The organism is Aphanizomenon sp. CS-733/32 (genome assembly GCF_028330045.1).
In the GTDB taxonomy this organism is placed as follows: domain Bacteria; phylum Cyanobacteriota; class Cyanobacteriia; order Cyanobacteriales; family Nostocaceae; genus Dolichospermum; species Dolichospermum gracile.
This window is the reverse complement of record NZ_JAQMSE010000228.1, coordinates 1-21,256: the sequence shown is the minus strand read 5'-3', so window position 1 is coordinate 21,256 and position 21,256 is coordinate 1. Positions and strand designations below refer to the sequence as shown.

Genomic DNA, 21,256 nt, shown 5'->3' with positions numbered 1-21,256 from the left:
ATGAAGATTATATTTCCCGTTGATATTTTTCGACAATATCTACTAAGGTAACTTGACATTGCAAGGGCAATAAATTAATTAAAGATAGTTCATTTCTACCACCACCAACTTTAACGGTGATAGATTCTAAAGCGGCAATGACTTTTTCTTCATTAACGCCTTTAGAAGTAATTAAAGGATACAATTTTTCAGCAACAACATGATGCAACTTGGCATCAGCTAAATAAAGATGCCATTTTGCAATATCTATATAAACACTTTCACCAATTTCGGCGGCTAGGGTTTCCAGTAATTCTGTGGTATTAGTTTTAGCCACAAATATAACCTCATTGTTAGTAATATTGGGATCTCTGATTCCATTTCACATTATTACTCAATTAATTAGACTTTAGCTACTACCACAGGTAAGAATTCCCTAACTGAACTTTCTTTCTTTAGGTAGATTTTGGTGGGGTTTGGTCGTAATTAGCGATCGCACCAATGTAAATTAGATGCAGTAGCAATACTCCTACCCAACCAATTGTTAACCCAGGTAGCCATTCCCAGGTAGTAGTTTTCAAAATGTGGAAAAACCACAACCCAGAAGTGACAGTTGCACAAATACCAACATGAACAGCGAAATTCATGCGATCATCTAGTTTACGGAAATCTGGATCTTGACGATCTGGTTTGCGAGGCCAACGAGGAGGCATAAATATAAATGTTTGTAACAGCAGTTAACGCACCTTAACCATTGTAAGGTGTTTGGGGTTAACTTGCTCAGATCCGCAGATAATTTCCTCCATCTGGGGATTAAAAATGTTGCTAGGATACCCCAGATGGTAATATGTTCTATGAACTCTGCACAGTTGACTCTGCATAGCTAGTGGGGGCAAATTCGCTGCCTCTGGCACTAGGCACTAAAGTCCAACCTGCTTTCAAGAGTTTTTGATAAGTGGCCCAACCCTTAGAACCGCGAGGAATGCGATAATCTGGAACTGAAAATTGCGGAAAAGCTGTGTAAGGTCGCCAAGGTTGTCCAGGTGTAGTTTGCAGGTGTAAGATCTTTTCATCATCGCCGCTAGACTTAGATAACCAGCACATTTGTTGAAGCATAATGAACTCCTTGATTGTTTAGCTGAAATATCACAAGGACGCTAACTGCGGATATTTAGTGGTGTGGGAAACTATTGTCAAAGTGTTTTTCATTCCCAATCTAAAATCCTGAATTAGTATGACATATTTTGATCATGTCATACTGATACCAAATTCAGATGAAGCTACATGAAATCAGATTTCTAGAATCATTGACCGCAGATCAACGCAGATAAACGCGAATAAGGACGGATGAATTCACGGATTTGATGATTCTGTGCAGTCTCAGATAAAGTTGGTATGAATTGTGATAGAGTTGTTTTAACCTTATATTTAAGGCAATCAAGATTATTCTTGTCGGGTAAATTATTTAAGAAGGCAAACTCCTGTAGGTTGCTGTTTATTGAAGATCCTAAGAGGTACAAGAAATGGTTTTTTTGATTCTTGATGTTTCTTACTGTGTGAATATTTTCATCATGTTATCCACTGTTGCCAGAATTGGATGTATCCATAGTTACGATTTTGCAAAAATTATTAAAATTTTATGGATCAGGAAAGTTAGAATGGTTGGAGTTGAGGGTCAGAATGCTTGTCAAATCAGCAATTAACGGATTTGAGTTTGTGGGAAAATGATTAACTATCACCCTTATAATTTAAGATGGCTGTATAGTATATTGGTTTTTCTATTGATATAGATAAGCAAAGATTATGAATAAACCAGTTATTTGGATCAATGGAGACTGTCTGAGTCCCCACAACCCTGCATTTCAAGAATATCCCCAAGCCCCAGCGATTTGGGTTTGGGATGATGCTTTAATTGCAGAATGGCAAATTAGCCTCAAACGCCTGACTTTCATTTATGAATGTTTACTAGAATTACCTGTAGAAATTCGCCGGGGAAATATAGCAGAACAAGTTTTAGCTTTTGCTAAGGAACATAATACTAAGTTAGTTGTAACTACAGATAGTCCCAGTCCCAGGTTTGATGATATTTGTGATCAAATAGAAAAGTCTGTAGAGTTGGAAGTTTTGGCTGTAGAACCGTTTTTTGAATATGACGGATATATTGATTTAAAGCGGTTTTCCCGTTATTGGAAAGTAGCGGAAAAATATGTTTTTGAATAAGAAAATACAGCAGGAGTCAGGAGTCGGGAGTAAAAATGACTTGCTGTCCGGCTTTGAATTTAGATTCTGTACTTCATTAATCTGCAATCTACTGTAAATCTAGTTTATCGTCAATTCCAGGTTCTCAATCTGTTTAGAATTTTAAATTGTTTATAGTAGTATCAGTCTAATAACATACAAAATTTACTTCTCCTTTCTTCTTTCTTCTTCCTTCTTTATCCTGACTCCTGACTCCTGACTCCTGACTCCTGACTCCTGACTCCTACTTATAGCGATTTATAAAATGACTACTAAACTTGCTGATGTTCAAAATCTTCTCTCAGATTTAATCTCCCGTTATTCTTCCCGTGTGGATTATTTGATGATTCGTTTAGAAGAAGCGGAGGGAACAGATATTGTTTTGCGTGGTGATAAAGTGGAAACTCTCAGCGAGGGAATTTCTATTGGTGGTCACGTTCGCACTTGTTATAAAGGTGGTTGGGGATTAAGTAGTTTTAATAAATTAACAACCATTGAAGAACGTATAGAAGAGGCGATCGCCGCGGCCCGGATAGTGGGTGATGAGGAAACTATACTTGCAGCGATTGATCCTGTGCAAGCCGTATGTAAATTACCTCTGTTGGGTACTGATCCCCGTCAGGTTTCACTAAAGCAGAAAAAGCAATTATGCGATCGCTATACTGACCTCTTAAAAACAGTTGATCACCGGATTACTACTACCTCAGTCCATTATAGTGACAGTACCCAAAGAGTAATTATTGTCACATCTGAAGGAACTTCTATTGATCAATCTTGGGTAGATATGGAAATGCGCTTTGCCGCTACAGCTAGGAATGGAGAGACAGTCCAAACCGGTAGAGAAACCACTGGTTCTCGCAAAGCCTACGAAGACTTAACTAATTTAGATACACAAGTTAAAGGTGCAGCAGTAAGGGCGGTTACGTCTTTATTTTTACCATCTGTCAAGGGTAATACTTATACCGTAGTTATTGATCCCATTCTCAGCGGTTTGTTTGTGCATGAAGCCTTTGGACATCTTTCCGAAGCAGATATGGCTTATGAAAACCCTGATATTCTGGAAGTCATGACTCTAGGACGACGTTTCGGACCCGAAGAACTGCAAATATTTGATGGTGCTGCACCCCAAGGACATCGCGGTAGTTATTTTTACGATGATGAAGGTACACCAGCGACGACTACCCAATTAATTGAAGATGGTGTATTAGTTGGTAGACTCCATTCCCGTGAAACTGCTGGTAAATTGGAGGAGAAACCTACAGGAAATGCCCGTTGTCTCAATTATCACTATTCCCCCATTGTGAGAATGACAAATACCTGGATTGAACGGGGGAGAACCCCCGTCGCAGATTTATTTACGGGGATTAAAGAAGGTGTTTTTGCCCAAAATTGGTTAGGGGGAATGACGAATGGGGAAATGTTCACCTTCAGTGCTGGTGAAGCTTGGATGATTAGAAATGGCAAAATTGCTGAACCTGTAAAGGATGTGACTCTTTCCGGTAATGTTTTCCAAACCCTCGCAGATATCGAAGCCATTGGTGATGATTTTTACTGGGATGAATCCGGGGGTTGTGGTAAAGGTGGACAAAATGGTTTACCTGTCGGTTGCGGTGGTCCGAGTTTACGGATTCGGGATGTCGTGGTGGGCGGAGAAAGTAGAGAATAGTTCTTCCTTATCAAGGTCTAGTATAACAGATTTTTTGGTGCAAGTCAATAGCCTCAACCCATAAAACGCGAAAAATTATCATTCATTTTAGATGCTCGACTTCTCCCAGCAGTCGGGTATTTAAAATGAATGGTAAGTGGGGATTTATTAATAATAGTGGTCAATTACTTATTCCCTCTAAATTTGATGATGCTTTAAGTTTTTCAGAAGGTTTAGCAGCAGTAACAATTAATGGCAAAGAACACTTAGGAATGTGAATTAAATAAGGTGCAAAAGTAGGGTGTGTTAGCGACAGCGTAACGCACCATTCCAGGTTACATCAGAATTGCAGGTTATTAAATTTGCGTTCCTTAATAGATAAAACAGGAAAGATAGTTTATTAACTAAATTATGACTAATGATACAATAAAAACAGTTATTTGGGTAATTCAGGAGTCTCTAATTAGTGTCTGACAAAATCCATTCCAGATATGCGGATGGAACACCAGTTTATCAAAGTCAAAGACCTCCTAGATTTGGTGAACCCGTAGCCGATCCTTTAGCACAAGCAGCCCATTCCAGATTAAGATGGGATCAATACCATCAAAGAGTTTATTAAGCTAGAGAATTTGATACCAATGGTCAACCAGTGCGAGATATTGACTTTACTAGTCCGACATATCCTAATGGTACACTCCGCCCTGATCATTTACCACCGCCTCATCAACATCTTTGGCTTGCTAATATAACAGGTGGTACTCCCACTCGCAGTAAACAACCACAAATTCTATGAATAACCTCCAAAAATCGGCTTTTACCTTAGTTATTCAACCAGGGGAAAAAATAGAAAATCGCGTTTATATCATTGTCAATTACTTAGCTAAAACCTATCTTGAATCACAATGGCTGATTACTGAAATAGATGCTACCGGATTATTAGGAAATCGTTTAACGTCTATTTTAAATAATCAAGAAAATACGACTATTTCTTCTTCAGATTTTTTACAACTTTTGCAAGAAGAAGGACAAATTCTAGATTTAGAAGCTACCTTAGTGAAAAGTTATCAAGAAATTATTACTATTTTTATCAGGGATGGTTATTCTGTAGATATTTTAGGAGTAACAGAATTATTACCTGTTAATGTTTTGAATAATTGTATTCAAGTTGATGCTAATTTATTTGACACTCAAGAAACAGAAATATCTGAACCTAAAATTAATGTTGTTTATCAAAAAATTGCTTAATGTCTAGATATGCACATTATCAGCAAAAAGAGATTAAAAGAATTTTCGCAGCAGCATCCAAAATCTGAATCAAATCTAGAAACATGGTATAAAATTGTTAATAAAGCCAAATGGGAAAACTTTGTTCAATTACGTCAAGTATTCCCATCTGCGGATTTAGTTGGTAACTTCACCGTCTTCAACGTTAGTGGGAACAATTACCGACTGATCGCTTTAGTAGACTATCAATATCAAGAAGTGTATATTCGCCATATCCTTACCCATGCAGAATATGACAAACAAAATTGGAAACAAGACCCTTGGTACACCTAAAACTTATGTAGAATTAATTACCTCTTTTCCTCCCAGAAAAATTACCTCAGAGGAAGAATTAGCCATAACTCAAAATATTATTGATTCTTTATTAGATCAAGAAAGGCTAACTCCTGACGAACGAGATTATCTGCATTTATTAGGATTAGTAGTATCTGAATATGAAGAGGAAAATTATCCTGTAGCAGATATTTATGGAGTAGAATTATTAAAAGTATTAATGACAGAATTGAATTTACGACCCAAAGATTTAATGCCAATTTTTGCCGATGAAACTATAATATCTGATATTTTGTCAGGAGAACAACCTCTAACTATTGAACAAATCGAGAAACTTAGTAAGTTCTTTCATGTTTCTCCATCTGTGTTCTTAAAAAATGTTTAGTTGATGTAATGAATACTAATAATAATAAAAGAATTTGATACCAAGTATAGTAAATATAAAAATCCCCGACTCCGCGAAGAAGTCGGGAATCTATTACACCAAAGCCGCTACCTTCCCCAACAACCCCTCAAACAAACGCAAACCATCGCTATTACCTAACGCGGAATCTGCTGCTCGTTCTGGATGTGGCATCATGCCCAAAACATTGCCTTGAAGATTACAAATCCCCGCAATGTTGTTGAGTGAACCGTTGGGATTTTCTTGATAACGAAATAAAACTTGTCCATTGGCTTCGATTTCTGCTAAAGTAGTTTCGTCACTGTAGAATCGCCCCTCTCCGTGAGCAATGGGTAAAGTGATGATTTCTCCTTCAGCATAACCTTGAGTCCAAGGTAAATTATTACGCTCAACTTTTAAGGGAGAGCGATCGCAAATAAAATGCAAATCCTGATTTCTCGCCAATGCCCCAGGTAATAAACCAGCTTCAGTTAATACCTGAAAACCGTTACAAATACCGATGACAAATTTACCTTGTTGTGCATGGTTGATAACTTGCTGCATCACAGGAGAGAAACGAGCGATCGCCCCACATCGTAAATAATCCCCATAACTAAAGCCACCGGGGACAATTACCACATCTATATCACTAATATCCGTCTCTTGATGCCAAATCATCCGCGTTGGTTGTCCTAGCAAATCTCTAGTCACATAGGCAACGTCGCGATCGCAATTAGAACCTGGAAAAACTAAAATACCGAATTTCATAATTAGTCATTGGTCATTGGTCATTAGTCATTGGGGAATGGGTAAGAGGTAGGGGAGAAGAATTAATTTTTCTGATTACCTATTACCCATTACCAGTTTTAAAATACGCCAGTTTGTGATTCTACCTCAATCAAGTCAAAGCGATAATTTTCGATGACCGGATTAGATAACATTTGGTCACAGATTTGATTTAAGTCTCGACGCGCTTTCATTTCATCAGGTGCAGTAATGGTTAACTCAATGTACTTACCAATTCTCACCTGTTCCACATTGTCGTATCCCATTTGTTTGAGGCCAGATTGTACAGCCACACCAGCAGGATCTAAAACTGAAGTTCTCAGAGTCACGAAAATTTTAGCTAAATATTTTATTTGCACAGGCTTTTTGCTGAATGCTGCGATCGCTATCCTATAACTTTTATGGTCTAACTGAGTGAAAATATAATCAGGAGTGGAAGTAATTCATGAATTACCCCTACTATAGATACAAATTTAACAAACATTTATGAGAGCCATACATACCCGTAGTCAAGAACGGATTTTAAACCTGTTACAAGATATTAAACAAGGCATTTCCGCTCAAGAAATTTACATAGAACTACGTAATCTTAACCAAAGCATGGGTTTAGCAACAGTTTATCGTTCCTTGGATGCTCTCAAATTAGAAGGCTTAGTGCAAGTGCGAACTTTGGCAAATGGTGAAGCCCTTTATAGCTTAGTACAACAAGATAAACACCATCTAACTTGTTTACAATGTGGTATTTCCATTCCTATTCATCAATGTCCTGTCCATGAACTTGAAAACCAATTGCAAACCAGTCATCAATTTAAAGTGTTTTATCACACTCTAGAATTTTTTGGACTGTGTACAAAATGTCAAGCTAAGGCTTAGGAATGAAAGAAGGAGTCGGGACTCACTTGAAAATCAGCATTAAACACCCTGTCAGCTTTTTTCTTGATGTGTGATAGTTAGGTTGCAGAAAATGGGTTCCATGACCGTTTGAATTTTTTGAGGATCAGGTTTTTTCCCACCCATTAAATCACCAAAATACACACAAGCAGCCTCACCTAAAGCCCAAGTATAAGCACCAGCCCAGGAAACTGCGATCGCACTACCAAAACCGGGGATAAATTTAATTAATTCCCGTGACACTGCCTGGGCAATAAAACCACCTGCTATAGTGCTGACAATGCCTCCAGCTTGAGATGGTGTTACAGTCTGTCCATATAATTTACCCAACAATCCCACCATTGATACTTATAATGCCGTTAAAACAGGCATAGTGATCCTGTAACCTTTTTTTCCAGGAATTATCATTACCTTGTTCGGTCATAAATTCCACTCCCTACAATTTAGAGAATATTTTTAGAAACCCGACAGAGGGCGGGGAAACCCGACAGAGGGCGGGGAAACCCCGCCCCTACCTGCCCATTTCTAAAATCTTACTGGCGACTGGTTCTATTACCGGAGTTACTGATAAACGATTGCCTTTTTTCACTACCAATAATTCATCATCATTAAACTTAGCTTTGAGTGTTGATAGTGAAAGAGGATGATTGAAAACTTCGACAAATTTCACTTTTACAGTTTGCCAACGGGGGGATTCAAGAGTTGATTTAGCATCATAATATTTACTATTTATATCAAATTGTGTTGGATCAGCAATACCTATTTCAACTATCCGCATTAAACCAAATATACCGGGTGGTTCAGTGTTAGAGTGATAGAAAAAAGCTAGATCTCCTATTTGCATTTGCTTCAAGAAATTCCGGGCTTGATAATTACGTATACCGTCCCAAATTGTCTCACCTTGCTGTTGTAAGTTTGTAATACTATAAACTGCTGGTTCTGACTTCATTAACCAATAATTAATCGTATTCATTTAATAATTAATTCCATAATTGTAGAGACGTTACAGAGAACGCCTCTATATATACTAACTTGCTGCTAAATTACCCCAAGCAATATAAGGTAGTTTTGCTGCTGTTGCTTTTACCTGTTGGGCATTTGCTACTAACTGTCCGCAAGCGTCCCAAGTTCCAGTAATAAAGGTGCTTCTTGTGCCTTCACTAATCACAATTGAGGCAGTAAAATCACTAGTTTGCACTTGCAATTTTTCCAAATCTATGGTTGTAACTACTTGAGGATTGGTAGTAACTAATTCTTGCAGATGTTTGACTACTTCCCCATCAGCAGTTACGCATGGTATCCCCATTGCTACGCAGTTACCAAAGAAGATTTCGGCGAAGCTTTCACCAATCAGGGCTTTAATTCCCCATTTTGCCAGGGCTTGGGGTGCGTGTTCTCGTGATGAACCACAGCCAAAGTTGCGGTTAACTATGAGAATTTTCGCGCCTTGATATTGGATTTGATCAAAGGGGTGTTCACCATTTAAGGCTTTTCTGTCGTCAACAAATACGCCTGATCCTAAGTCGTCAAAGGTGATGGCTTTTAAGTAGCGGGCAGGGATAATTCGGTCGGTATCTATGTCGTTACCGATGAGGGGAACGGCGTTACCGGATATTTGTTTTACTTCACTGACCATTGGTAATTGGTAATTGGTAATTGGTAATTGGTAATTGGTAATTGGTAATTGGTAATTGAAAAAACTCTTTTCTGTCACCTGTCACCTGTTCACTGTCACCTACAGTAGTTCACGCACGTCGGCGATTTCGCCTTTGATGGCGGCTGTGGCTACCATTGCGGGACTCATTAATAAGGTGCGACCGGAGGATGATCCTTGTCTGCCTTTGAAATTGCGGTTAGAGGAGGAGGCGCTAATTTGTCTGCCTTGGAGTTTGTCGGGGTTCATGGCTAAACACATGGAACATCCTGGTTCTCTCCACTCGAAACCGGCGGCTTGGAAGATTTTATCTAGTCCTTCGGCTTCGGCTTCTTTTTTGACTCTTTCTGAACCGGGGACTACGAAGGCTTTTACACCCTCTGCAACTTGGCGACCTTGGGCAATTTTGGCGGCTTCTCTGAGGTCGCTGATACGTCCGTTGGTGCAGCTACCAATGAAGCAGACATCAATTTTTGTGCCTTGGATGGGTTGACCGGGATAGAGATCCATGTAGCGATACGCTTCTTCGGCAATAAAGCGGTCTTCTTCTAGGAGTTCTGCTGCTGTGGGGACTTTTTCATCTACACCAATTCCCTGACCTGGTGTAATTCCCCATGTGACTGTGGGGGGAATATCTTCCGCATTAAATACTACGATATTATCATATTCTGCATCAGCATTACTACTGAGGGAATCCCACCAAACAATGGCTTGTTCCCAGTCTGCACCTTGGGGAGCAAAGTCTCTATTTTGCAGGTAATCGTAAGTAATTTCATCGGGGTTGACGTATCCGCATCGCGCCCCACCTTCTATGGCCATGTTACAAACGGTCATTCGTTCTTCCATGTTCATTTGGGTAAAGGTTGTACCAGCAAATTCGTAAGCGTACCCTACTCCACCTTTAACGCCTAGAGTACGGATGATATGCAATATTACGTCTTTGGCATAAACTCCGGGTTTTAAGTTGCCATTAACTTCGATTTTGCGGACTTTGAGTTTTGATAATGATAGGGTTTGGGAGGCGAGAACGTCTCTAACTTGGCTTGTACCGATACCAAAGGCGATCGCTCCAAATGCACCATGACTCGATGTATGGCTATCCCCACAAGCGATGGTCATTCCCGGTTGTGTTAGTCCCAATTCAGGGGCGATGACGTGAACTATGCCTTGATTTCCTGAACCAATATTGTAAAAAGTTATGTCATTTTCTTGACAACTCTTTTCCAATGCCTGAATCATTTCTTCGGCCATGCTATCCACAAAGGGACGAGCTTGGTTTTCTGTGGGAACGATATGATCAACTGTGGCTATTGTCCGTTGTGGAAATAATACTTTTAAATCTCGCTCCTTGAGCATTGCAAAGGCTTGGGGACTGGTAACTTCATGTATAAGATGTAGTCCAATAAATAGTTGTGTTAATCCTGATGGTAATGTACCAACGGTGTGTAAGTCCCAAACTTTGTCAAATAGTGTACCCTTGCTCATACATCAATCTACGTTAAAGGAGTCGGACTTCCGATTGTATCAGAAATTTGGTGACAATGGAATTTTAGAAATCTAGCTGCCGATAGTAGTTAACAAAAAAATATATGACCGTTTGTCATATTTGGCATTGATTGTATTTAAAATGAGATGAGAACAACAAACATACTTCCACAGGACAGAACCATGAAATCTATGGCAGCAACTTTGCGACGCTTGAGCCTAGCTGTATTAACAGTTATTGTAATTTTTGGTAGCTTTGCAGTATTCACTCCTACTGCATCTGCGGAAACATATCAAGTTAAGTTAGGTACTGATAAAGGCTTGTTACAATTTCAACCCAAAAAATTGACTGTTAAGCCCGGTGACACAATTGAATGGAAGAATAACAAAGTTCCTCCCCACAACGTTGTCTTTGATGCTAAGAAGAATCCCAACAAGGATGCTGCTTTGGCAAAATCTTTGTCCCACAAGAAGTTATTATTGAGTCCTGGACAAACCAAAACCACCGTTATTCCTGCTGATGCTGCTCCTGGTGCATACACATTCTATTGTGAACCTCACCGTGGTGCTGGTATGGTTGGTCAAATCATTGTTGAAGGTTAATATATAGGGATTAGAGGCGGGAGTCAGGAGTCAGGGGGAAGAAAAAAGAAGAAACTAAGAATAGTCTCGAAAGTTTTTTCTGTCCCCTGTTCTTTGTTCCCTATTTAGGTGGTTGAGGTTTTGGTTTTTCTTGGAAACCAATACCCATATATCCATATAAGTAGGTGAACACAATAAAACCAAACTGTGTAAAGAAACGTAAAATCGCCCAAACCCTCTTCACTCTTGCCTTTTGCCTTGCCATAACGACAATTTTCAACGCCAACCTACTTATAATGAGTTAATTTCTGCAACAGTTCCTCCACAAGAATACATATTTGAGCAAGCACTATTCAAGAAATTTAAGACTTGCTTTTTGGAAAGATTATCGAGGCGATCGCCTCAATTGTCTATCTTGCGAAAGGTTTGCTGTAGGCGATCGCTAGAAGCGATAGTTTTTAATCAGTCTCTGGTGTGAGATCAAGTTTGCGATAGATTTGCTCAATGGGAAAGTTTAAATTAATGCTTTTGAGTTCTACGGTGTCACCTGCTTGATAGTTAATAATTAACCAATCACCTGCTTCGTTTTTGTGATACAAATCCATTTCGATGCTGGTGGAACTCACTAATAAATAATCCTGTAAGACTGGATTTTTGCGGTACAGTCTAAATTTGCCACTGCGATCGTAGCTTTCAGTGCTAGGAGAGAGAACTTCAACGATGAGGCAGGGATAGGTGAAATAATTTGGGGTGTTTTTGTCACGATCGTCGCAGGTGACACTGACATCTGGGTAGGTGTAGTTATTTGTGTCAACAATTTTAACTTTCAGGTCTGAGTTACCTGTTATGCAGTTACTAGCGTCTAAATGGGTATCAACCATAGTCGCAAGTCGAACTGCAATGCGGCTATGATTAACGCTGCCGCCGCTCATGGCGTAAACTTGACCGTTAATCAGTTCGTGTTTTTCTAGTTGCTTTTCTTCCCAAGCAAAGTATTCTTCTGGGGTAAGTTGGGGAAAGTTTTCTTTAACTAGGATCATGGGAAAATCACTCTTTGGTTAGTTTTGGTACTATTTAACGGGTTACACAAACATTTTTTGCAGCAAGCCTTTTTTGAATTTTTCAAATCCTTATATCATGGTGACGAATGATGTTTACAATGCGCGTGTGCCTTCGATTAGCTTACTTTCATTATGACAAAGAACAAGGCTACGCTATCGGCGATCGCTATTCTTGTGAGTCGTGATTTTTGGGCGATCGCTTTCCAAAAAGTATTCATAGTAAGAGTTTGACAGTTTTCGGAGATGTCTAGTTGATTGAAGTAACTAATGCATAAATTGTACCGTTTTTGTCAGTTATCAGGGAACAAGCGCAGTTTATTGGTGCAAGCTTTAGTGCTGTTACCGATAGTAAATATCGCTTTAAAAATTTGGGGACTACAACGAACACAAACTACTCTGAAGCGATTTTTAAGTACTTCCGAAATAAGCGTACAAAGTTCCACACAACTATCACAGATTATGACTTCAGTTCAAATAGTACGAACAGTTGCTCGATATAATGATTCTTGGACAAGCTGTTTGAAACAGTCTTTAGTACTATGGTATTTATTACGTAATCAGGGAATTGCGGCCGATTTGCAGATTGGAGTGCAAATGCAGCAGCAATTTCAGGCTCATGCCTGGGTGGAATATCAAGGATATGTGATCGGCGATCGCCAAGATATACGGCAACATTATACTCTCTTAGATAGCCTTAATAACAGTCTGAATTCATGAATCTAAATTGTATATACAGCACTTTGCGTAACAATGAGGTACACTAACAGAGTGGAAAAATCAAAAAAAAGATGAAAGCATACTCTGGGGAAAGTCCAAATGTTCACTTTCTATATTAATAGACATTTATTTGTGCCTCCCAAGACTTGGCATAGCGACCACCTTGGGTTAATAATTCCTGATGAGTACCAGACTCGACAACCTGACCTTTTTCCATAACATGAATAATATCAGCTTGCATGGCGGTAGTAAAGCGATGAGTAATAATGATCGCTGTCCGCCCTACAGCAAGCTGGCGAAACCGTGCTAACCAATCTGCTTCTGCCCAAGAATCCATTGCACTTGTTGGTTCATCGAGGATAATGATTGATGCTCGGCGTAAAAAAGCTCGTGCTAAAGCAATACGCTGCCATTCTCCCCCACTGAGTTCTTCTCCCCCAAACCATTTACCTAGTAAGGTATTGTAACCTTGGGACAATTTACTGATGGGAATATCTGCTCCAGATGCTTGTGCTGCTGCTTCAATTTCTACGAGAGTAGGTGCAGATGCTATAGCACTCAAGGCAATATTGTTAGCTGCGGTATCCTGATAGCTAACTGGTTGTTGAAACATTACCGTAATTAAACTACGCAGTTTTTCCAAGGGAAGATGGCGCAGATCGATACCGTCGAGCATAATACTACCAACTTCAGGATCGTAGAAACGGCATAACAGCTTAATTAGCGTACTTTTTCCCGCCCCATTCTCTCCTACAATTGCCACCACTTGATGAGCAGGAATCTTGAGTGTGAATCGATCTAGGGCTAGGTGCTGACTGCCTGGATAATGAAATGTTACCTGCTGAAAAAGTATCTCTTTGTACAGTTCTAAAGGTGTAGGCTGCAAAGAGAAATTAACAATTTGGGGTTTAAGTGATAAGAAATCAAATAAATCTTTGAGAAACAGAAGATTTCTATAAATTTTTCCGACATTGCTCAACAATGCAAACAATACACTTTGTCCGATCCAAAGCGCTTGAGCTAGGAGGGCTAAATCTCCTAAACTTAACTTTTTTTGTGCCATTGCCCAAATAATCCAGCTTGTAGCAACGGACACAATTAATAGGGATATCGCACTAGCGGTTAATTGAGCTAAATTTTGCTCTTTAATTAACTGCATACGTTCCTGACGCAATCGTTGGCTATTAAAGGTTGCAAGGAAAATAATAAGCATATCATGGATAGCATTGTCATACCGTTCCTAGCCAACTCGCTGATGTTTTCTAGGAGGGCGATCGGTTGTGTTCTCGCTTCTAAAGTTGCCCTATGTAAGCGATCATAATAGTCGGGTGTTTCAAAAAAAGCTAAGTCGAGAGCGATCGCCTGGGTATGAATTAACTCACTAATATAGTCTTGGGTTAATTCTGCTTGCATCATCCGAATCCAAAAGCTGAGATTGTTAAGAATTCGTGTTAGCAACCAAATACCGAGCAGCAAAGCAATCGCTTGCCAAGATTGATAGAATTGACTGGAATGAATACCTGCTCCCATTAATACTGGGAAGCCATTGACTAGTCCTGACAACAGGTATACTTGAACTGCTGGCAATACTCCCAATAATAACAGCAGCACCGCCGAAGCGATTGTCCAGTTCCCCGCAGCTTTCCATACAAGTCTGAATGTTTGAGGTAAGTAAGGTAGTTGGGGTAATATTTTGTTTACTTTGGTTAAAACTTCGTTCATTAGTAACATGAGTAAAGTGAATCTGAAGGTGTTAACATATTCTGAGATATATTATGTCGGTACAAGCTGCTTTACAATTTATTCAAGCCGTTAGCCAAGACGAAAGTCTAAGAAATCAGATCCGAATGCTGATACCTGAAGTAAATTTAGAAAACCTCGTCAGTGTCGGCATAGAAGCTGGATTTGAATATACTCCAGAAGAGCTAAGTATAGCTTATAGGTACGATTGGACAATGCGATCGCTGCGCTATGGTATTACAACCAGCAACATTCCCTAACTACCGATAAAGCGACTAGAACAGTAGCTGTAGTAAAAAGTCTACGATCATCTGGGATCGCACTACTGGGATGATTGTCTGGATCTATAATATCCGCCGAAACTGGTAAGCGAAGCAACGCTGAGGAATCCCAAGAACCATCAGGTTTTTGATTTCCCAACAACCAGTTAATCGCTTGATATATTTCACCGAGCGGCTCTTGGGCTAAAGCCAGAATACGCACGCACCATGCTGTAGCAAAAGGGGAATTATTACCATACTGAAGAGAATACACAGCCCCGCTGGCATTAATTCTCCGACGTGCCCACTCAATAGCTCGGTTTATCTGCTGGTAATTACGGTGATAGTTCTCTTTTGCTAAAGATTCAGCAGCTAAAGCTGTGGCGTATTCATGGTCATACCACCAATAAGCTGTCCAACTTCCACAGTCATCCTGAGTATCCCTGAGAAAACACCGGGAAGCTTCTCCTATCTCCTCCAAACTGGCTACAGCAGCAGTTACACAACTATGAACACCACACCAACCTTTGACGGGAGAAGAACCTGTATACGCTAGAGGAACAAGTTGTTCTAAATAGGTGGCTATGCCTCCTGTAACTGAAAAATGCTGGGCTATAAATTCAGAAGCTACTTGTGCCTTTTGAGATTTGCTCTCGCCCAAACTGCTAGCCAGCCGTAGCGCCCAAGCTGTGCTATCTGCGTCCGGTGTGACGAAGCCGTTATATCCCCATCCCGGACAGGACTGGCGACGGTTAATTAGTAACAACCAAGCTTGTTGTGCTGCTAGTTTCGCTTGTTGATCGGGAAGTGCTGCTAGAGCAGCACCTACATAAGCTGTAACCCATTCATCACTTCTCCTGACCTCACCCTCAATGCCAATATATAAGTGAAAGTCGCGCCACCAGCCTTTCTGATTGCGGGAACATAAAAGAAACTGGGTTGCGGCTAGTATGGCCTTATCCAACCGATTTTTGTCTAATTGGCTGGAATGATCAATTTTTTCGGAGGTGATGGAGTCTTGAGGTTTTTCTGCACCAACAGTCAGATTGTTTTCTAACCATTGATGTATAAATCCTAAATATGCTTTAGCTGCCAAGGAGCGTTGTGGTTTGTAAGTAAGTTTGACATGGCTGAGTCCTCGTTTTAGCGCACTTAGGCTTTCTTGAGATTGCAACATAGACTGAGCAATTAGAACAGCAGGCCAGGGTTTGGGAGTAGAAATAGGAGTTACATATCCCGGCCAACTAAGTAGCCATTTCCGTTTTTCAGGTGTGCATAACCCCCCACTTACTAAATTATCCAATAGAGTAAACCATAGAGGTTCTAGTTCACTTTGTGATCTAAATAGACATTCCAAGCCAACTTGAGCATGGATCACATCACCAATATCTAGACACACTCTCACGTCGTCAACAATCTCTAAAAACTGCATCACCAAAGCCTCAATTTCTTTGGTTGACTCTGGATAATCAATTTCTTGTAGATAGGTAGCTATCTGACTGGGAGGCAAGTTACTGACATTTAAACGTAATACTTGTATCTGACGAGATAACATTACACCAATATTGCTGATATTAGCAGGCTTAACGCAAGCTTTAAAACAACGGTACAAATTATGGTTTAGATCATCTGATATTGACAGATTCCAGAGTAATTCTAAAGCAGTTTTAGTGACGGTAAAAGCTTCTTCTGTGTCGGTTAAATTAGGATTTAGACTAATAAAAATAGAAGGGATGAAATCTTGAGTATCTGATTCATTGAGATCGAATTCTAGCCAAATCTCAGTAATCCCATGATAAATACAAGAACTAGGGTTACTCCATAATTCGCACAACTGGCAAATATAGTTCCATGGTGGCTGTTTAAATCTTGAATCAAATTCAGCCATTGCAGCAATATGCTTGGCTAAAATTTCTGGTTCATTATTTTTGGAAAAAATACCTTGCTGTAGATCGACTTGCTTATTTTTGTTTTCTAACCGGATTTCAAATCCAGCCCTGGGGATAGGAGCTAAGAAGCTTGCTAATTTTTGGATGCGATCTAATGCTTCTGGTGTAGCTATCTCAGGGGGAAGATCGCTAACAATAATTTGGAGATAATCAGCTAAACTTGGTCGGTTCATTGTCTAGAAAAAACAGTAGCCTTAGCATCTTCAATAATAGCTTGGCTAATCAGAGGCAACATCGATAAATTATCTGGGCGATAAACTTTTTTCAAAGGCACTTTAGCTGCTAATCTACCCAATAACTCAAATTCAATTCTCTTATTTTCTTCGTCTAACATCCAGCTTGCATAAGTATTTGCCACTAAGTTGAAAAGACCAGTTATGGGTGGAGTTGCCTGAATCTCTACTGTTGTTCGATTTGCACAGCGTTCTTCTAATATATAAATAGCCGCCAAAGGAACTGGACTTTCAGGAACTAATTTTTCATTCTTGAGTAGGGATAGTTCCTTCTTGGCTGGCCAAATATCCGGGTTTGATGTAATCAACTGCAAGCATTCGGAGGAACCATATAATTGAGTAGCTGCGTCTTCGTGTAAACGTAAAGCTCGATAACCAGGCTGAACTAAAAATTGTTGTTTTTGCTCCACTAGCGCGGCTACATCGTCGGCAAAAAGTCGCCCACCACATTGTAATAATGCCGCAGTTGTAGTTGACTTACCTGCGCCTTGAGCACCAAGTACGGCAATTGCCATGTTTTTAATAATAACTACGGAAGCGTGCAAGCATGTAACGCTACGTATTCGTAAAACACATCCGAGAACAACCCCAAATAAAAGTGAAATTACACCTCTTAAATTTGCTTCTTTGCCTACAGCGATCCAAATTTGATCACCACTGGGGTTGATTACAAATTCAGCATAGGTGAATTCGTTCAATATATATTGAAAAAGCAAATATATTCCTTTTTCATGAATTGCCATCGGAACACCCGGATGCTTGGGACTAATTTGCCAAGCAGAACGGGAAATAGGCATTGAGCTTTCTTCCAATGTTCTAGATATATGAATCGAAACATCCCAAACATCCAGTAATTCGCTTATTTCTGGCAGATATATCAGAGACTGATTACTACGTAGGGTTAAACCATAAGCTTTATAAAAGTAATATGTAATATGCTCAAGAGAACCCATTTAGAATACTTGTAATTTAAAGAATTTTTTGGATTAGCTATCAAGGTAAAGCAGGACAATTGCGGTATACATAACGAATTCCACAAGAGACCTCACCTCGGTTTTACTAGGTCAAACCTTTCCCCCTTTTTGATAAGGCTATGTATTACTAAGGAGAGGGTTAGGATAAGGTTCTTTGATATGTTTTCAGAGGAAGATTTGAGTTTAAGCCGCGACTTAAACTTCTAACTTCGACTAGACTCAGCACACGTATATTTGCGTATTTAGCAAGCATTAGACGTTTTTGTCATTAAATCATCTTGAGGTCAGCTAATGCACATTTAAGTTTCATGACGGTTGTGCCGCTCGAAGCGCGCGGCACAATTGTTTTCAGGTTTTTAGTATGCATTTTAAAAGATGTTCAGCTTAGGAGGTGGGCTTGTGCGCGAAGTTGTGATCACAGGTGTATAAACCAATCTACCACCATTTACACTAGATAAGGCAAGCGTCAAATCTTTTACCGTGCCATGCTTGTGTAACTTAGGCTGTATAACCACTATCAGTACCACCACCACTTACAGAATCAAGCGTTAAGTCTTTTACCGTGCCATGCTTGAGTAACTTAGGTGGTTCGTATTCTTGTTTTGAATGCCTAATCTTTTCGGACATAATCTTCTATTTTTTTTACTTATGCTTACTAAGATACCACTTTATCATCATTATCAATTCTAGTCAACCAGTATGCTAACGATAAATTTTGTTCGCTCAATCTAGCAATAGATGGAGTTTTTGGTGTCGGCGACTCTATTAACGATAGCAACTACGAAATGTCAATCTAAATTGAAAATACTAACTATGCCACTCATGCTTTAGATACTAGAAGTAATGGTGAGCAAACCCTCAGTTGTTAATTCCTCAACTAAACTAGCTAAATCTTGACGAATCGTAGACTCATCTACCAGATATTTCTTTAGTAATTCCTGGTAAACAGTTTCCAAGTTATCATGCGTACTCAGTAAATTCCACATTTGACTACCAACGGGGTTGAGGCTATAGTAATATTCGTTTTTTAGATTAAGTAAAACTACTTGACCTTCCAGTTCTTGAGACAAGGTAGTAGGAGGTACAGAAACGCGCATGGAAAAGATAGAAGTCATGGGATAAATTTCAACATTAGATATTTTTTAACTTATTATTGATAATAAATCTATTAGGCAAAATGTGAATCACAACGTCATAAATAAAACTTTAACAAATTTTTATCAACCTGAGATCGAACTACTCTTGTGCTGTTCTCGATCCTATATTGATATAGATACTGCTAATCGGATTAATACTTTACTCCAGAAAGACATTGACTGGGTATACTTAACATCAGTAGCACAACGGCATAACGTAGAACTTCTGCTATATAAAAGCTTAAACAGCACTTACCCAGAAGCTGTCCCCAAACCTATTCTAGAACAACTACGGAACTTTTACTACGCTAACACGGTACGCAATCTATTCCTGAGCAGTCAATTGCTGGAACTACTAAATTTGTTCGAGAAGTCCGAAATACCTGCTATTCCTTATAAAGGAGTAGTTCTAGCTACTTCAGTCTACGGCAGCCCGGAACTCCGCCTTTGCTCCGATTTAGATATCTTAGTTCGTCAGCAGGATTTCTCTAAAGCCAAGGCAATTCTCCTCTCTCACGATTTTTCTCATGGAGAGCTACCTACTTGGGAACAACCTTGGGAGATAAATTTTACTAGTAAAGATGGCAACATAAATGTCGATCTTCATCAATCAATTACACCTGCGTTTTTAAATATTCGACTCGATTTTGATGATTTATGGAAAAACCTAGAACTATTATCTATTTGCAGCAAAAAAGTGAGGAATTTAGCGCCGGAAGATTTGTTGTTACTGTTATGTATATACTTAACAAAGGATTTCTTGCTGAACCGTGAACGACTGATTCAAATTTGTGATATTGCCGAGACAATCCGCGTTTTTCAGAGACTTAATTGGGGATATCTCCTAGAACAAGCTGAAAAACTTGGCTGTACGTATATACTTTTTTTAGGCATTTTCCTGGCACGGCAGTTATTGGGAACAAATCTTCCTGAAGAAATTTTACAAAGATTACAAAATGTTCAAGTGGTTAAATCCTTGGCGGCACAAATGACAGAAAAGCTTTTTAGTGAGACTTACCAACAAATGAGTTTGATTAAAAGTATTATTTTTTACTGTAGGGCTAGAGAGCATCTACAAGATGCGGTGGTTCCTTATGTAGCTTACTATGCAAAAAATTTTATTTCTCCAACCAAAACAGAATGGACGCTGATACCTCTACCTCCACAGGTTTATTTTCTCTATTACATAATTAGGCCATTTCGGATATTCATTAAGTATGGATTGCTATTTTTAAAACACTAACTAAGTAAGCGACAGTCAAACTAATGTTTGATTTCTGGAAAAACTTGGTGGTAGTCGTTGATGGTTAACGGTCAACAGACTATAAGGAAAGGTTTTCACAAATCAAATGTTAGTCCTATATCAATACTACTCGGTTAAGAGAAACAACACCCCGTGCCTACCCCGATTTATGGGACAAGTGCGATTTATGATGGGGCAACCACCGGGGGTTTGCCCCTACACTGATTTACTAAATACCGCAGAAAAGTTTATTTCTAATAAGGAACAATCATCTGTAAAATTGAGAACTTCCGAGGGTTGATGAAAATTTGCTTGAAGAAGATTTTGCGATCGCAACAAATTATGTACAGAAATTGAAGGAAGTGCCGCCGCCAAACCATGTCCAGAAACATCCAAGAGATAAATGACCAAGTTATCTGCATCTAACCAGTAATAATCAATACTAAAATAAAAAATGCTCTGGATAAAGTTGGTTCAGATTTACAGCGATTTCCAATCATATAAGGTACATCTTAGCCCCCTCCCCGCAAGCGATGAGGGGGTTGGGGGTGGGGTTTTTGTTACGGGTTTGATGACAATTTGCTGTAATAATGCGACATACTTGTGACGTACTCCACACACTCCTTTTCAGGTGAGTGTGGGCTTCTCAGTGACTCCTCTATGAGGACATTAACTGAGCTTTAAGACCGTGCGCCCCACGGTTCTTTGGTTTTGAGATTTGTTTTTTGTTTTGTAGGCTGCATT

Annotated in this window: 28 protein-coding genes and 2 pseudogenes; 13 read left to right on the top strand and 17 right to left on the bottom strand. The window is 39.4% G+C overall.

The genetic code is table 11. The annotated features are described in order from the left end of the window. Positions 1-7 precede the first annotated feature (7 nt). The 3 genes from PN471_RS19240 to PN471_RS19230 all read right to left on the bottom strand — a co-directional run bounded on the left by PN471_RS19240 (position 8) and on the right by PN471_RS19230 (position 1,095). Positions 8-316 (bottom strand): DUF3181 family protein, encoded by a 309-nt coding sequence (locus PN471_RS19240; protein WP_193895083.1) that lies wholly within the window; start codon positions 314-316, stop codon positions 8-10. Between the two features lie 118 nt (positions 317-434). Further along, complete coding sequence (locus PN471_RS19235; RefSeq protein WP_271778211.1) at positions 435-692, bottom strand: hypothetical protein; 258 nt, start codon at positions 690-692, stop codon at positions 435-437. A 139-nt stretch (positions 693-831) separates the two neighbouring features. Then, a complete protein-coding gene (locus tag PN471_RS19230; RefSeq protein WP_271778210.1) occupies positions 832-1,095 on the bottom strand; it encodes a hypothetical protein in 264 nt (87 codons plus the stop codon). A 687-nt stretch (positions 1,096-1,782) separates the two neighbouring features. Here PN471_RS19230 and PN471_RS19225 point away from each other — a divergent pair. From PN471_RS19225 to PN471_RS19190, 8 genes are all read left to right on the top strand, one after another. Further along, positions 1,783-2,199 (top strand): hypothetical protein, encoded by a 417-nt coding sequence (locus tag PN471_RS19225; RefSeq protein ID WP_271778209.1) that lies wholly within the window; start codon positions 1,783-1,785, stop codon positions 2,197-2,199. Between the two features lie 283 nt (positions 2,200-2,482). Next, complete coding sequence (locus PN471_RS19220; RefSeq protein WP_271778208.1) at positions 2,483-3,883, top strand: TldD/PmbA family protein; 1,401 nt, start codon at positions 2,483-2,485, stop codon at positions 3,881-3,883. Positions 3,884-4,008: 125 nt separating this feature from the next. Continuing rightward, positions 4,009-4,140, top strand: coding sequence for a WG repeat-containing protein (locus PN471_RS19215; protein ID WP_271778207.1), 132 nt, complete (start codon positions 4,009-4,011; stop codon positions 4,138-4,140). A 188-nt stretch (positions 4,141-4,328) separates the two neighbouring features. Beyond that, entirely contained in the window at positions 4,329-4,481 is a 153-nt protein-coding gene (locus tag PN471_RS19210; protein WP_271778206.1) for a hypothetical protein, read from the top strand. Between the two features lie 30 nt (positions 4,482-4,511). Then, a complete protein-coding gene (locus PN471_RS19205) occupies positions 4,512-4,655 on the top strand; it encodes a hypothetical protein (RefSeq protein ID WP_271778205.1) in 144 nt (47 codons plus the stop codon). After that, on the top strand, positions 4,652-5,107 hold the full coding sequence (locus PN471_RS19200) for a hypothetical protein (RefSeq protein ID WP_271778204.1): 456 nt from the start codon (positions 4,652-4,654) through the stop codon (positions 5,105-5,107). Before PN471_RS19205 ends, PN471_RS19200 begins: the two co-directional genes overlap by 4 nt. A gap of 9 nt (positions 5,108-5,116) precedes the next feature. Beyond that, entirely contained in the window at positions 5,117-5,419 is a 303-nt protein-coding gene (locus PN471_RS19195; protein ID WP_015078395.1) for a type II toxin-antitoxin system HigB family toxin, read from the top strand. Further along, a complete protein-coding gene (locus PN471_RS19190; RefSeq protein WP_271778203.1) occupies positions 5,379-5,804 on the top strand; it encodes a helix-turn-helix domain-containing protein in 426 nt (141 codons plus the stop codon). The genes PN471_RS19195 and PN471_RS19190 overlap by 41 nt, the downstream gene beginning before the upstream one ends. 93 nt (positions 5,805-5,897) lie before the next feature. Here PN471_RS19190 and purQ read toward each other — a convergent pair whose 3' ends face one another. Both purQ and purS read right to left on the bottom strand, forming a co-directional pair. Then, on the bottom strand, positions 5,898-6,569 hold the full coding sequence (gene purQ, locus PN471_RS19185) for a phosphoribosylformylglycinamidine synthase subunit PurQ (RefSeq protein ID WP_271778202.1): 672 nt from the start codon (positions 6,567-6,569) through the stop codon (positions 5,898-5,900). 98 nt (positions 6,570-6,667) lie between these two features. Further along, entirely contained in the window at positions 6,668-6,946 is a 279-nt protein-coding gene (gene purS / locus PN471_RS19180) for a phosphoribosylformylglycinamidine synthase subunit PurS (RefSeq protein WP_027401955.1), read from the bottom strand. A 127-nt stretch (positions 6,947-7,073) separates the two neighbouring features. Between purS and PN471_RS19175 the strand changes: the two genes are divergently transcribed. Continuing rightward, positions 7,074-7,460 carry a Fur family transcriptional regulator gene (locus PN471_RS19175; RefSeq protein WP_271778201.1) on the top strand — a complete coding sequence of 129 codons (387 nt, stop codon included), beginning with the start codon at positions 7,074-7,076 and terminating at the stop codon, positions 7,458-7,460. A 51-nt stretch (positions 7,461-7,511) separates the two neighbouring features. On the opposite strand, the pseudogene PN471_RS19170 reads toward PN471_RS19175, so the two are convergent. From PN471_RS19170 to leuC, 4 genes and pseudogenes are all read right to left on the bottom strand, one after another. After that, positions 7,512-7,853: pseudogene (locus PN471_RS19170) on the bottom strand (YcjF family protein); the annotation flags it as partial. Positions 7,854-7,989: 136 nt separating this feature from the next. Continuing rightward, positions 7,990-8,451 (bottom strand): EVE domain-containing protein, encoded by a 462-nt coding sequence (locus PN471_RS19165; RefSeq protein ID WP_271778200.1) that lies wholly within the window; start codon positions 8,449-8,451, stop codon positions 7,990-7,992. 54 nt (positions 8,452-8,505) lie between these two features. Continuing rightward, the gene (gene leuD, locus PN471_RS19160; protein ID WP_271778247.1) at positions 8,506-9,114 is read right to left on the bottom strand and encodes a 3-isopropylmalate dehydratase small subunit; all 609 of its coding nucleotides are present in this window, start codon (positions 9,112-9,114) and stop codon (positions 8,506-8,508) included. A 99-nt stretch (positions 9,115-9,213) separates the two neighbouring features. Beyond that, positions 9,214-10,617, bottom strand: coding sequence for a 3-isopropylmalate dehydratase large subunit (gene leuC, locus PN471_RS19155; RefSeq protein ID WP_271778199.1), 1,404 nt, complete (start codon positions 10,615-10,617; stop codon positions 9,214-9,216). Between the two features lie 183 nt (positions 10,618-10,800). Here leuC and petE point away from each other — a divergent pair, with 183 nt between their 5' ends. After that, on the top strand, positions 10,801-11,220 hold the full coding sequence (gene petE, locus PN471_RS19150) for a plastocyanin (RefSeq protein WP_271778198.1): 420 nt from the start codon (positions 10,801-10,803) through the stop codon (positions 11,218-11,220). A 437-nt stretch (positions 11,221-11,657) separates the two neighbouring features. Here petE and PN471_RS19145 read toward each other — a convergent pair whose 3' ends face one another. Further along, positions 11,658-12,239, bottom strand: coding sequence for a Uma2 family endonuclease (locus PN471_RS19145; RefSeq protein ID WP_271778197.1), 582 nt, complete (start codon positions 12,237-12,239; stop codon positions 11,658-11,660). A gap of 288 nt (positions 12,240-12,527) precedes the next feature. Here PN471_RS19145 and PN471_RS19140 point away from each other — a divergent pair, with 288 nt between their 5' ends. Then, positions 12,528-12,977 carry a lasso peptide biosynthesis B2 protein gene (locus PN471_RS19140; RefSeq protein ID WP_271778196.1) on the top strand — a complete coding sequence of 150 codons (450 nt, stop codon included), beginning with the start codon at positions 12,528-12,530 and terminating at the stop codon, positions 12,975-12,977. A 115-nt stretch (positions 12,978-13,092) separates the two neighbouring features. On the opposite strand, the gene PN471_RS19135 is transcribed toward PN471_RS19140, so the two are convergent. Together PN471_RS19135 and PN471_RS19130 are read right to left on the bottom strand one after the other, a co-directional pair. After that, positions 13,093-14,136 (bottom strand): ABC transporter ATP-binding protein, encoded by a 1,044-nt coding sequence (locus PN471_RS19135; protein ID WP_271778195.1) that lies wholly within the window; start codon positions 14,134-14,136, stop codon positions 13,093-13,095. After that, positions 14,127-14,699, bottom strand: a complete 573-nt coding sequence (locus PN471_RS19130; protein ID WP_271778193.1) for a hypothetical protein — start codon at positions 14,697-14,699, stop codon at positions 14,127-14,129. The genes PN471_RS19135 and PN471_RS19130 overlap by 10 nt, the downstream gene beginning before the upstream one ends. A gap of 53 nt (positions 14,700-14,752) precedes the next feature. On the opposite strand from PN471_RS19130, the gene PN471_RS19125 reads away from it, so the two are divergent. Continuing rightward, entirely contained in the window at positions 14,753-14,977 is a 225-nt protein-coding gene (locus PN471_RS19125; protein ID WP_271778192.1) for a Nif11-like leader peptide family natural product precursor, read from the top strand. Here the strand turns inward: PN471_RS19125 and PN471_RS19120 are convergent. From PN471_RS19120 to PN471_RS19105, 4 genes are all read right to left on the bottom strand, one after another. After that, positions 14,955-17,099, bottom strand: coding sequence for a hypothetical protein (locus tag PN471_RS19120; RefSeq protein ID WP_271778191.1), 2,145 nt, complete (start codon positions 17,097-17,099; stop codon positions 14,955-14,957). The two genes, PN471_RS19125 and PN471_RS19120, sit on opposite strands and share 23 nt — an antisense overlap. Next, positions 17,096-18,112, bottom strand: coding sequence for a serine/threonine protein kinase (locus PN471_RS19115; RefSeq protein WP_271778190.1), 1,017 nt, complete (start codon positions 18,110-18,112; stop codon positions 17,096-17,098). The genes PN471_RS19120 and PN471_RS19115 overlap by 4 nt, the downstream gene beginning before the upstream one ends. A gap of 519 nt (positions 18,113-18,631) precedes the next feature. Further along, entirely contained in the window at positions 18,632-18,760 is a 129-nt protein-coding gene (locus PN471_RS19110) for a lasso RiPP family leader peptide-containing protein (protein WP_271778189.1), read from the bottom strand. Between the two features lie 200 nt (positions 18,761-18,960). Further along, a complete protein-coding gene (locus PN471_RS19105; protein WP_271778188.1) occupies positions 18,961-19,248 on the bottom strand; it encodes a PqqD family protein in 288 nt (95 codons plus the stop codon). 64 nt (positions 19,249-19,312) lie between these two features. On the opposite strand from PN471_RS19105, the gene PN471_RS19100 reads away from it, so the two are divergent. Then, positions 19,313-20,512, top strand: coding sequence for a nucleotidyltransferase domain-containing protein (locus PN471_RS19100; RefSeq protein WP_271778187.1), 1,200 nt, complete (start codon positions 19,313-19,315; stop codon positions 20,510-20,512). Positions 20,513-20,794: 282 nt separating this feature from the next. On the opposite strand, the pseudogene PN471_RS19095 reads toward PN471_RS19100, so the two are convergent. Then, a pseudogene (locus tag PN471_RS19095) lies at positions 20,795-20,950 on the bottom strand (SpoIIE family protein phosphatase); the annotation flags it as partial. Positions 20,951-21,256: the final 306 nt, after the last annotated feature.

Bases quoted from the DNA above. Each gene is read 5' to 3' on its own strand.
- PN471_RS19235 (WP_271778211.1), bottom strand. From the start codon at position 692: ATGCCTCCTCGTTGGCCTCGCAAACCAGATCGTCAAGATCCAGATTTC.
- PN471_RS19230 (WP_271778210.1), bottom strand. From the start codon at position 1,095: ATGCTTCAACAAATGTGCTGGTTATCTAAGTCTAGCGGCGATGATGAA.
- PN471_RS19225 (WP_271778209.1), top strand. From the start codon at position 1,783: ATGAATAAACCAGTTATTTGGATCAATGGAGACTGTCTGAGTCCCCAC.
- PN471_RS19220 (WP_271778208.1), top strand. From the start codon at position 2,483: ATGACTACTAAACTTGCTGATGTTCAAAATCTTCTCTCAGATTTAATC.
- PN471_RS19215 (WP_271778207.1), top strand. From the start codon at position 4,009: ATGAATGGTAAGTGGGGATTTATTAATAATAGTGGTCAATTACTTATT.
- PN471_RS19200 (WP_271778204.1), top strand. From the start codon at position 4,652: ATGAATAACCTCCAAAAATCGGCTTTTACCTTAGTTATTCAACCAGGG.
- PN471_RS19195 (WP_015078395.1), top strand. From the start codon at position 5,117: ATGCACATTATCAGCAAAAAGAGATTAAAAGAATTTTCGCAGCAGCAT.
- PN471_RS19190 (WP_271778203.1), top strand. From the start codon at position 5,379: ATGACAAACAAAATTGGAAACAAGACCCTTGGTACACCTAAAACTTAT.
- purQ (WP_271778202.1), bottom strand. From the start codon at position 6,569: ATGAAATTCGGTATTTTAGTTTTTCCAGGTTCTAATTGCGATCGCGAC.
- PN471_RS19175 (WP_271778201.1), top strand. From the start codon at position 7,074: ATGAGAGCCATACATACCCGTAGTCAAGAACGGATTTTAAACCTGTTA.
- PN471_RS19165 (WP_271778200.1), bottom strand. From the start codon at position 8,451: ATGAATACGATTAATTATTGGTTAATGAAGTCAGAACCAGCAGTTTAT.
- leuD (WP_271778247.1), bottom strand. From the start codon at position 9,114: ATGGTCAGTGAAGTAAAACAAATATCCGGTAACGCCGTTCCCCTCATC.
- leuC (WP_271778199.1), bottom strand. From the start codon at position 10,617: ATGAGCAAGGGTACACTATTTGACAAAGTTTGGGACTTACACACCGTT.
- petE (WP_271778198.1), top strand. From the start codon at position 10,801: ATGAAATCTATGGCAGCAACTTTGCGACGCTTGAGCCTAGCTGTATTA.
- PN471_RS19145 (WP_271778197.1), bottom strand. From the start codon at position 12,239: ATGATCCTAGTTAAAGAAAACTTTCCCCAACTTACCCCAGAAGAATAC.
- PN471_RS19140 (WP_271778196.1), top strand. From the start codon at position 12,528: ATGCATAAATTGTACCGTTTTTGTCAGTTATCAGGGAACAAGCGCAGT.
- PN471_RS19135 (WP_271778195.1), bottom strand. From the start codon at position 14,136: ATGCAGTTAATTAAAGAGCAAAATTTAGCTCAATTAACCGCTAGTGCG.
- PN471_RS19130 (WP_271778193.1), bottom strand. From the start codon at position 14,699: ATGAACGAAGTTTTAACCAAAGTAAACAAAATATTACCCCAACTACCT.
- PN471_RS19125 (WP_271778192.1), top strand. From the start codon at position 14,753: ATGTCGGTACAAGCTGCTTTACAATTTATTCAAGCCGTTAGCCAAGAC.
- PN471_RS19120 (WP_271778191.1), bottom strand. From the start codon at position 17,099: ATGAACCGACCAAGTTTAGCTGATTATCTCCAAATTATTGTTAGCGAT.
- PN471_RS19115 (WP_271778190.1), bottom strand. From the start codon at position 18,112: ATGGGTTCTCTTGAGCATATTACATATTACTTTTATAAAGCTTATGGT.
- PN471_RS19110 (WP_271778189.1), bottom strand. From the start codon at position 18,760: ATGTCCGAAAAGATTAGGCATTCAAAACAAGAATACGAACCACCTAAG.
- PN471_RS19105 (WP_271778188.1), bottom strand. From the start codon at position 19,248: ATGACTTCTATCTTTTCCATGCGCGTTTCTGTACCTCCTACTACCTTG.